Origin of the sequence: Pseudomonas inefficax, assembly GCF_900277125.1 — a bacterium.
Lineage (GTDB): Bacteria > Pseudomonadota > Gammaproteobacteria > Pseudomonadales > Pseudomonadaceae > Aquipseudomonas > Aquipseudomonas inefficax.
The window spans coordinates 37,587-45,189 of the sequence record NZ_OPYN01000019.1 but is presented as its reverse complement, the minus strand read 5'-3'; the positions used below and the strand labels follow the sequence as shown (position 1 = coordinate 45,189).

General features: G+C 65.2%; 7 protein-coding genes. 6 read left to right on the top strand and 1 reads right to left on the bottom strand.

Annotated elements, in window-relative coordinates; translation table 11 throughout:
* The 6 genes from JV551A3_RS02300 to JV551A3_RS02275 all read left to right on the top strand — a co-directional run.
* Positions 1 to 267 (top strand): acyl-CoA dehydrogenase family protein (locus JV551A3_RS02300; RefSeq protein ID WP_268939124.1); only part of this gene is annotated, 267 nt, incomplete at its 5' end.
* Between the two features lie 141 nt (positions 268 to 408).
* A complete protein-coding gene (locus JV551A3_RS02295; protein ID WP_133978293.1) occupies positions 409 to 1,590 on the top strand; it encodes an SfnB family sulfur acquisition oxidoreductase in 1,182 nt (393 codons plus the stop codon).
* Positions 1,590 to 2,981 (top strand): LLM class flavin-dependent oxidoreductase, encoded by a 1,392-nt coding sequence (locus JV551A3_RS02290; RefSeq protein ID WP_133969923.1) that lies wholly within the window; start codon positions 1,590 to 1,592, stop codon positions 2,979 to 2,981. The genes JV551A3_RS02295 and JV551A3_RS02290 overlap by 1 nt, the downstream gene beginning before the upstream one ends.
* Entirely contained in the window at positions 2,974 to 3,774 is an 801-nt protein-coding gene (locus JV551A3_RS02285; RefSeq protein ID WP_133969922.1) for a MetQ/NlpA family ABC transporter substrate-binding protein, read from the top strand. Before JV551A3_RS02290 ends, JV551A3_RS02285 begins: the two co-directional genes overlap by 8 nt.
* Position 3,775: 1 nt before the next feature.
* Positions 3,776 to 4,885 (top strand): methionine ABC transporter ATP-binding protein, encoded by a 1,110-nt coding sequence (locus JV551A3_RS02280; protein WP_133969921.1) that lies wholly within the window; start codon positions 3,776 to 3,778, stop codon positions 4,883 to 4,885.
* Complete coding sequence (locus tag JV551A3_RS02275; protein ID WP_008096606.1) at positions 4,875 to 5,519, top strand: methionine ABC transporter permease; 645 nt, start codon at positions 4,875 to 4,877, stop codon at positions 5,517 to 5,519. Before JV551A3_RS02280 ends, JV551A3_RS02275 begins: the two co-directional genes overlap by 11 nt.
* Positions 5,520 to 5,612: 93 nt before the next feature.
* Here JV551A3_RS02275 and dibA read toward each other — a convergent pair whose 3' ends face one another.
* On the bottom strand, positions 5,613 to 7,508 hold the full coding sequence (dibA, locus tag JV551A3_RS02270; RefSeq protein ID WP_133969920.1) for a phosphodiesterase DibA: 1,896 nt from the start codon (positions 7,506 to 7,508) through the stop codon (positions 5,613 to 5,615).
* Positions 7,509 to 7,603 lie beyond the last annotated feature (95 nt).

The following is a 7,603-nucleotide window of genomic DNA, read 5'->3' as shown; positions in this document are numbered from 1 at the left end:
GCCGCGCCGATCGATACAGCAAGCGCGGCGCGGGCCTCGATCGCGGTGGCCGAGGCCAAGGTACTGACGACCGAAATTGCCCTGCAGGCCAGCGAAAAGCTGTTCGAGCTGGCCGGCAGCCGCGCCACCCTCGCCGAGTTCAACCTCGACCGCCACTGGCGCAATGCCCGGGTGCACACCCTGCACGACCCGGTGCGCTGGAAGTACCACGCGGTTGGCGCGTACTACCTGAACGGCACCTTGCCTGCGCGGCATTCCTGGATCTGACTTGCTGCCTTTGGGGCTGCTGCGCAGCCCTTCGCGGGCTCGCCCGCTCCCACAGGATTACCAGCGCCTGAACAGGCATCACTTTACCTGTGGGAGCGGGCGAGCCCGCGAAGGGCCGCGCAGCGGCCCCCGGAGAACACCATGACTACAAACATCATCACCAGCGACACCGAAGCCCTGAACGTCGCCGAAGAAGTCGCCCAACAGCTACGCCGCGACAGCGCCCTGCGCGACCGCGAGCGCCGCCTGCCGCACGCCGAACTGGAACTGTTCACCCGCTCCGGCCTGTGGGCCATCAGCGTGCCCAAGGCCTTTGGCGGCGCCGGCGTGTCCAACATCACCCTGGCCAAGGTCATCGCCCGCATCGCTCAGGCCGACGGCTCGCTCGGGCAGATCCCGCAAAACCATTTCTACGCACTGGAAGTGCTGCGGGTAAACGGCACGCCTGAACAGCAACAACGCCTGTACGCCGAAGTACTGGCGGGCAAGCGCTTCGGCAACGCCCTGGCCGAACTGGGCACCAAGACCGCCAACGAGCGCACCACTCGCCTGACCCGCTACGGCAATGGCTTTCGCATCAACGGCCGCAAGTTCTACTCAACCGGCGCCATCTACGCCCAGCGCATTCCCACTTCGGTGGTCGATGAACAGGGCGTGCAGCACCTGGCCTTCGTCCCGGCCGACAGCCAGGGCCTGAAGGTTATCGACGACTGGAGCGGTTTCGGCCAGCGCACCACAGGCAGCGGCTCGGTGGTGTTCGACAACGTTCATGTCAGTGCCGACGATGTGGTGCCGTTCCAGAGCGCCTTCGAACGCCCCACCCCGGTCGGCCCGCTGGCGCAGATCCTTCATGCGGCCATCGACACCGGCATCGCTCGCGCCGCCTACGAAGATGCCCTGCACTTCGTGCGCACCCGCAGCCGCCCCTGGGTCGACTCTGGCCTGGACAAGGCCAGCGATGACCCGCTGACGCTGAAGAGCTTCGGCCACCTGGCGATCCGCCTGCACGCCGCCGAAGCCTTGCTGGAGCGTGCCGGCGAATACCTGGACCGTGCCCGCGACGACAGCACTGCCGACAACGTGGCTGCCGCATCCATCGCGGTGGCCGAGGCCCGCGCCATCAGCACCGAGATTTCCCTCGCTGCCGGCACCACGCTGTTCGAACTGGGCGGTAGCCAGGCCACCCTGGCCGAACACAACCTCGACCGCCACTGGCGCAACGCCCGCGTGCACACCCTGCACGACCCGGTGCGCTGGAAGTACCACGCCATCGGTAACTACTACCTGAACGATGCCAACCCACCACGTCGGGGGACCATCTGATGGCCAAGCAGATCCTGCTCAATGCCTTCAACATGAACTGCATCGGGCACATCAACCACGGCCTGTGGACCCACCCACGGGACACCTCGACCCAGTACAAGACCCTCGACTACTGGACCAGCCTGGCGCGCCTGCTGGAGCGCGGCCTGTTCGACGGGCTGTTCATCGCCGACATCGTCGGCACCTACGACATCTACGGTCAGTCGCTGGACCTCACCCTCAAGGAGTCCATCCAGCTGCCGGTAAACGACCCGTTGCTGCTGGTCTCGGCCATGGCCGCCGTCACCCGCCACCTGGGCTTCGGCCTTACCGCCAACCTCACCTACGAAGCGCCGTACCTGTTCGCCCGGCGCCTTTCCACCCTGGACCACCTGAGCAATGGCCGGGTGGGCTGGAACATCGTCACCGGCTACCTCGACAGCGCCGCTCGGGCCATGGGCCTGACGCAGCAACCTGAGCATGACCGGCGCTACGACCAGGCCGACGAATACCTGCAAGTGCTGTACAAACTGCTGGAAGGCAGCTGGGCCGACGATGCCGTGGTCGCCGACCGCCAGCAGCGCGTGTATGCCAGGCCCGAAAAGGTGCGCAAGGTCGATCACCAGGGCGAGTTCTACAAGGTCGACGGCTACCACCTGTGCGAGCCCTCGCCACAGCGTACACCGGTACTGTTCCAGGCCGGCAGCTCGCAGCGTGGCCTGGCCTTCGCCGGTAACCATGCCGAATGCGTGTTCATCAGTGGCCAGGACAAGGCCGCCACGCGCGCCCAGGTCGACAAGGTGCGCGCCGCCGCCCAGGCCGCTGGCCGCGACCCGCAGGCGGTCAAGGTGTTCATGGGCATCACGGTGATCGTCGCCGCCACCGAGCAGCAGGCCCAGGCCAAGCATGCCGAGTACCTGCACCATGCCAGCGCCGAGGCCGGGGTCGCGCATTTCGCAGCGTCCACCGGCATCGACTTCGCCGCCTACGCCCTGGACGAGCCAATTGCCTTCAGCCAGGGCAACGCCATCCAGTCCGCCACGCGCCAGTTGCAGGAAAACGCCTGGACCCGCCGGCGCCTGCTGCAGCAGCACGCACTGGGTGGCCGTTACGTGACCTTGGTCGGCGCGCCCGAGCAGGTGGCCGAGGAGCTGATCGCCTGGATCGATGAAACCGGCCTGGACGGTTTCAACCTGACCCGCACCGTAACCCCGGAAAGCTTCGAGGACTTCATCGACCTGGTCATCCCGCAGTTGCAACAGCGTGGCCGCTACAAGACCGCCTACGCCGAAGGCACCCTGCGCGAAAAACTGTTCCAGGCCGACCACCCGCACCTGCCCGCCGACCACCCTGGCTCGGCTTACCGCTTTACCTCTACCCCTGCCCCGACTGGAGCCCTGCACCATGCTTGATAAACTGTTCCGGCCCGTCGCGGCCATCGCCCTCACCCTTGGTCTGTCCGCCAGCGCGTTGGCTGTCGAACCGCTGAAGATCGGCACCACCTCGGCCTTTGCCATCCCGCTGGAAGCCGCAGTGGAAGAAGCGCACAAGCAAGGCCTGGAAGTGAAGCTGGTCGAGTTCAGCGACTGGATCGCCCCCAATGTCAGCCTCAACAGCGGCGACATCGACGTGAACTACTTCCAGCACATCCCGTTCCTGGAGAACGCCAAGGCGGCTGCAGGCTTCAACCTGGTGCCCTACGCCCCCGGCATCATCAACAACGTCGGCCTGTACTCGAAAAAGTACAAGAGCTTCGCCGACCTGCCCGAAGGCGCCAGCGTGGCCATCGCCAACGACCCGATCAACAGCGGCCGTGGCCTGCAGCTGCTGGCCAAGGCCGGGCTGATCACCCTCAAGCCGGGGGTCGGCTACAAGGCCACCGAGGACGACATCGTCGCCAACCCGAAAAAGCTGAAAATCCTTCAGGTAGAGGCTGTGCAGCTGGTACGTGCCTATGACGACGCCGACCTGGTGCAGGGCTACCCGGCCTACATCCGCCTGGCCAACAGCTTCGACGCTGCCTCCGCACTGCTGTTCGACGGTCTGGAAAACAAGGAATACGTGATCCAGTTCGTCATTCGCCCGCAAAGCAAGGATGACCCTCGCCTGGCCAGGTTCGTCGACATCTACCAGCACTCGCCGGTGGTGCGCGCAGCCTTGGACAAAGCCCATGGCAAGCTCTACCAGGCCGGTTGGGAGGGCTGACATGAGCCAGGCCAGCGCGCTCCGGGCGCCTACCATACAACCACTGCCGCCAACGGCCAGGGAACAGGCCCTGCGCCCGGAGGTCAATGAAGCCCACGTGCGCTTCATCGGCCTGGGCAAGACCTACCCGGGCCAGACGCAACCGGCCTTGCAAGGCATCGACCTGAACATCCGCCATGGCGAAATCTTCGGCATCATCGGCCGCAGCGGCGCCGGCAAGTCATCGCTGCTGCGCACCATCAACCGTCTGGAGCAACCCAGCCAGGGCCGGGTGCTGATCGACCAGGTAGACATCGCGCCCTTCGACGAGGACCACCTGGTAGCCCTGCGTCGGCGCATCGGTATGATCTTCCAGCACTTCAACCTGATGTCGGCCAAGACCGTGTGGCAGAACGTCGAGCTGCCCCTGAAGGTGGCCGGCGTGGCCAAGGCCGAACGCCAGCGCAAGGTGCGCGAACTGCTGGAGCTGGTCGGCCTGCAGGAAAAGCACCACGTGTACCCGGCGCAGCTGTCCGGCGGGCAGAAGCAGCGCGTGGGCATTGCCCGGGCGCTGGTGCACGACCCCGAGATCCTGCTGTGCGACGAGGCCACCTCGGCGCTGGACCCGGAAACCACCGCTTCCATTCTGGAACTGCTGCGCGACATCAACCAGCGCCTGGGCCTGACCATCGTGCTGATCACCCACGAGATGGCGGTAATTCGCGATATCTGCCACCGGGTGGTGGTGCTGGAGCGTGGCGAAGTGGTCGAGCAGGGTGAGGTGTGGCGGGTGTTTGGCTCACCACGCCACGAGGTAACCCGTACCCTGCTGGCACCGTTGCAAGCCAGGTTGCCAGCTGCGCTGCAAGCCAGCCTGCGGGCCAGCCCGGCAAGCCGCGACAGTGCCGTGGTGCTGAGGCTGACCCTGCTCGGCGAGCCCGAACTGTCTGCCCTGTTCAACGACCTTGGCGGCCGCGTGCGCCTGCTGCAGGGAGGTGTGGAAACCATTGGCGAGCATGCCCTGGGGCAGTTGATCCTGTCGGTGCAGCACTCGCCGCACGACACCCATCAATTGCTGGAACGCGCCCGCCGCTGGGCCGAGGACGTGGAGGTACTGGGCAATGTGGTTTGATCGCCTGCTGGAAGGCTTGCTCGATACCCTGCTGATGGTTGGCGTGTCGTCGCTGATTGCGCTGCTGGTTGGGGTACCGATGGCGGTGCTGCTGGTCACCAGCGACAAGGGCGGGATTTTCGAGGCGCCGCTGTTGAACCGGGTGCTGGGTGCCTTCGTCAACCTGTTCCGCTCGATTCCGTTCCTGATCCTGATGGTCGCGCTGATCCCCTTCACCCGCCTGGTGGTGGGTACCACCTATGGCGTGTGGGCCGCGGTGGTGCCGCTGACCATTGCCGCCACGCCGTTCTTCGCGAGGATTGCCGAGGTCAGCCTGCGCGAAGTCGACCACGGCCTGGTGGAGGCTGCGCAGGCCATGGGCTGCCGGCGCTGGCATATCGTCTGGCATGTGCTGCTGCCAGAGGCGCTACCGGGGATCGTGGGGGGCTTCACCATTACCCTGGTGACCCTGATCAATTCCTCGGCCATGGCCGGAGCGATCGGTGCCGGGGGACTGGGGGACATCGCCTACCGCTATGGATACCAGCGCTTCGACAGCCAGATCATGCTGACCGTGATTGCCATGCTGGTGGCGTTGGTGGCGTTGATCCAGCTGGGTGGGGACCGCTTGGCCAAGGGCTTGAACAAGCGTTGAATTCTTCGCGGGTAAACCCGCTCCCACAGGGATATCACGGACATCAAACCCTGTGCAGTACCTGTGGGAGCGGGTTTACCCGCGAAGAGGCCCTCAACCCCAGCGAAGATCCTCGGCAGGCACCGGCCGCCCGAACCAGTACCCCTGCCCAAGCTGACACAGCTCCTGCAGCAGGAAGCTGGCCTGCTCCGCCTGCTCGATACCTTCGGCATGCACCTGCATGCCCATGCTGCGCGCCAGAGCAATGATCACCCGGACAATCGCGATGTCGTCTTCATCCAGCGGCAACCCGGCAACGAAGCCCTGGTCGATCTTCAGCTTCTGCACCGGCAAGCGCTTCAACCGTAGCAGCGATGAATAACCGGTGCCGAAGTCGTCGATGGCCAGGGTCACCCCCAGCTCGCGCAAGCGGTGCAGCTGCTCCAGCGCCACCTCCGGGTCCTCCATCACCGCACTCTCGGTCACCTCCAGCTCCAGCACGGCCGGGTCCAGGCCGGTGTCGTGCAGCACCTCGGCCACCTGCTGGTACAGCTCGGGCTGGCCAAACAGCCGGCTGGAGATGTTCACCGCCACGAACGCCAACTGCCGCCCTTCACCCTGCCATCGCACCATCTGCCGACATGCCTGGCGCAGTACCCAAGCGTCAATCTCGGCAATCAGCCCGGTGCGCTCGGCAATCGGGATGAACTCACCCGGTGGCACCAGGCCGCGCTGGGGATGCTGCCAACGCACCAGGGCTTCGACGCCGACCTGGCGGCCGCTCGCCAGGTCGTGCACCGGCTGGTAGAACACCCGCAGCTCGTCCTGCTCCAGGGCCCGGCGCAGCTCGCCGGCGGTTTCGACCCTGTGCTGGGCGTGAGCGGTCAGCTCTTCGGTATACAGCGCATAGCAGGCTCGCCCGTTGCTCTTGGCCTTGTACAATGCCGAGTCGGCATTGCGCAGCAACTGCTCGGCACTCAAGGCATCGCTGGGGAACAGGCTGATGCCCACGCTGACGCTGATGAACAGGCGGTGGCCGTCGAACACGAACGGCTCGCGCATGCGCTCGATGATGCCCTGCGCCAGCTTGCCCGCCTGGCCGACCTCATGGCAGTTTTCCGCCAGCACGCCGAATTCGTCGCCCCCCAGGCGCGCCAGGGTCACGCCGCTGCCCAGCACCTCGCCCAGACGCTCGCCAACCAGCTTCAGCAACTGGTCGCCGATGGTGTGGCCAAGGCCGTCATTGATGCTCTGGAAGTGATCCAGGTCCAGCAGCAGCAAGGCGCAACCGCGCTTGTTGGCCTGGGCTGCGGCCAGGGCCTGCTCGGCCCGGTCGTTGAACAGCAAGCGGTTGGGCAGGCCGGTCAGTGGGTCGTGGTGGGCCAGGTAGGCCAGTTCCTGTTCCGAATGCTTGATCGCGCTGATGTCGCTGAACACCGCCACGTAGTGGCTGAGCTCGCCTTCATCGTCACGGATGGCGCAAATGGTCTGCCACTGCGGGTAGATTTCACCGCTCTTGCGCCGGTTCCAGATTTCGCCGCTCCACTCGCCCTTTTCCGCCAGGGTGGCGAAGATCTGCTGGTAGAACGCCAGGCCATGGCGACCCGACTTGAACTTGTTCGGGCGCTGGCCGATGACCTCGTCCTGCTGGTAGCCGGTGATGCGCATGAAGGCACGGTTGACATGCACGATCAGGCCATCGCGATCGGTCACCAGTACGCCTTCAAGGGTGCTGTCGAAAACCGCCGCGGCCATGCGCAGGCGTTCACGGTCTTCGCCACGCATACGCGCGCCGACCCCGATGAAGTCGAGCAGCCGTACCCGCGACACATAGATCAGCACAGCGCTGAGCAGCACCCAGACCACCAGGTTGATCTGCCGGCCCACGTTCAGTGCAAGAGGGTCGTCGGTCATGCCGTGCAACACCACCTCGGCCAGCGTCAGGCAGAGGACCGAGAGCACCACATACAGCGCAGCCATGCGCAAGGCGTCGCGAACTGAAACAGACATGTCGGGTGCAATTGCCCATAGAAAATGATGGGGCATTATAAAGGCTGAAACATGCCGTGACTTCCTATCTGAACGGTTGACTGGTTTTATTTCCC

Excerpts from the sequence above, each read along its gene's own strand:
- dibA (WP_133969920.1), bottom strand. The coding sequence starts at position 7,508 with ATGTCTGTTTCAGTTCGCGACGCCTTGCGCATGGCTGCGCTGTATGTG.
- JV551A3_RS02285 (WP_133969922.1), top strand. The coding sequence starts at position 2,974 with ATGCTTGATAAACTGTTCCGGCCCGTCGCGGCCATCGCCCTCACCCTT.
- JV551A3_RS02275 (WP_008096606.1), top strand. The coding sequence starts at position 4,875 with ATGTGGTTTGATCGCCTGCTGGAAGGCTTGCTCGATACCCTGCTGATG.
- JV551A3_RS02280 (WP_133969921.1), top strand. The coding sequence starts at position 3,776 with ATGAGCCAGGCCAGCGCGCTCCGGGCGCCTACCATACAACCACTGCCG.
- JV551A3_RS02290 (WP_133969923.1), top strand. The coding sequence starts at position 1,590 with ATGGCCAAGCAGATCCTGCTCAATGCCTTCAACATGAACTGCATCGGG.
- JV551A3_RS02295 (WP_133978293.1), top strand. The coding sequence starts at position 409 with ATGACTACAAACATCATCACCAGCGACACCGAAGCCCTGAACGTCGCC.